General features: G+C 64.5%; 1 protein-coding gene. It reads right to left on the bottom strand.

The features are described from left to right. A partial coding sequence (locus B8446_RS16370) for a hypothetical protein (protein ID WP_048851355.1) occupies window positions 1–304 on the bottom strand: 304 nt, incomplete at both ends.

Genomic DNA, 304 nt, shown 5'->3' with positions numbered 1-304 from the left:
CCGCTCTGGCCCAGCGCCTGAAGTGCAGCAATGATCTGCTCCAGTTCCTGGCTCAACTGAGAAAGCGAGCCTTGCGTGGTCGTGGACGTCGGGCTGGAAGCCGTGGCACTTCCAGTCGTCGATGGGCTGCCTGATCCGTACTGCCCCAGAAGCTGTTCCGCACTTTTGGCGTTCATGGTGCCGCCCGCGGCCTGCGAGGCCAGGCTGCTGGCCGTGCCGGCAAGGCTGCTGTCGCCCGATGCGCTGGCCTGTTTCGCCAACGCATTGAGGTTGTTCGCAATCGACTGGCCCGATTCACCCGCCT

Source organism: Tanticharoenia sakaeratensis NBRC 103193 (genome assembly GCF_000963885.1).
Lineage (GTDB): Bacteria > Pseudomonadota > Alphaproteobacteria > Acetobacterales > Acetobacteraceae > Tanticharoenia > Tanticharoenia sakaeratensis.
Note: the sequence above shows the minus strand (reverse complement) of the source record. Positions and strands in the feature narration are given on the sequence as shown.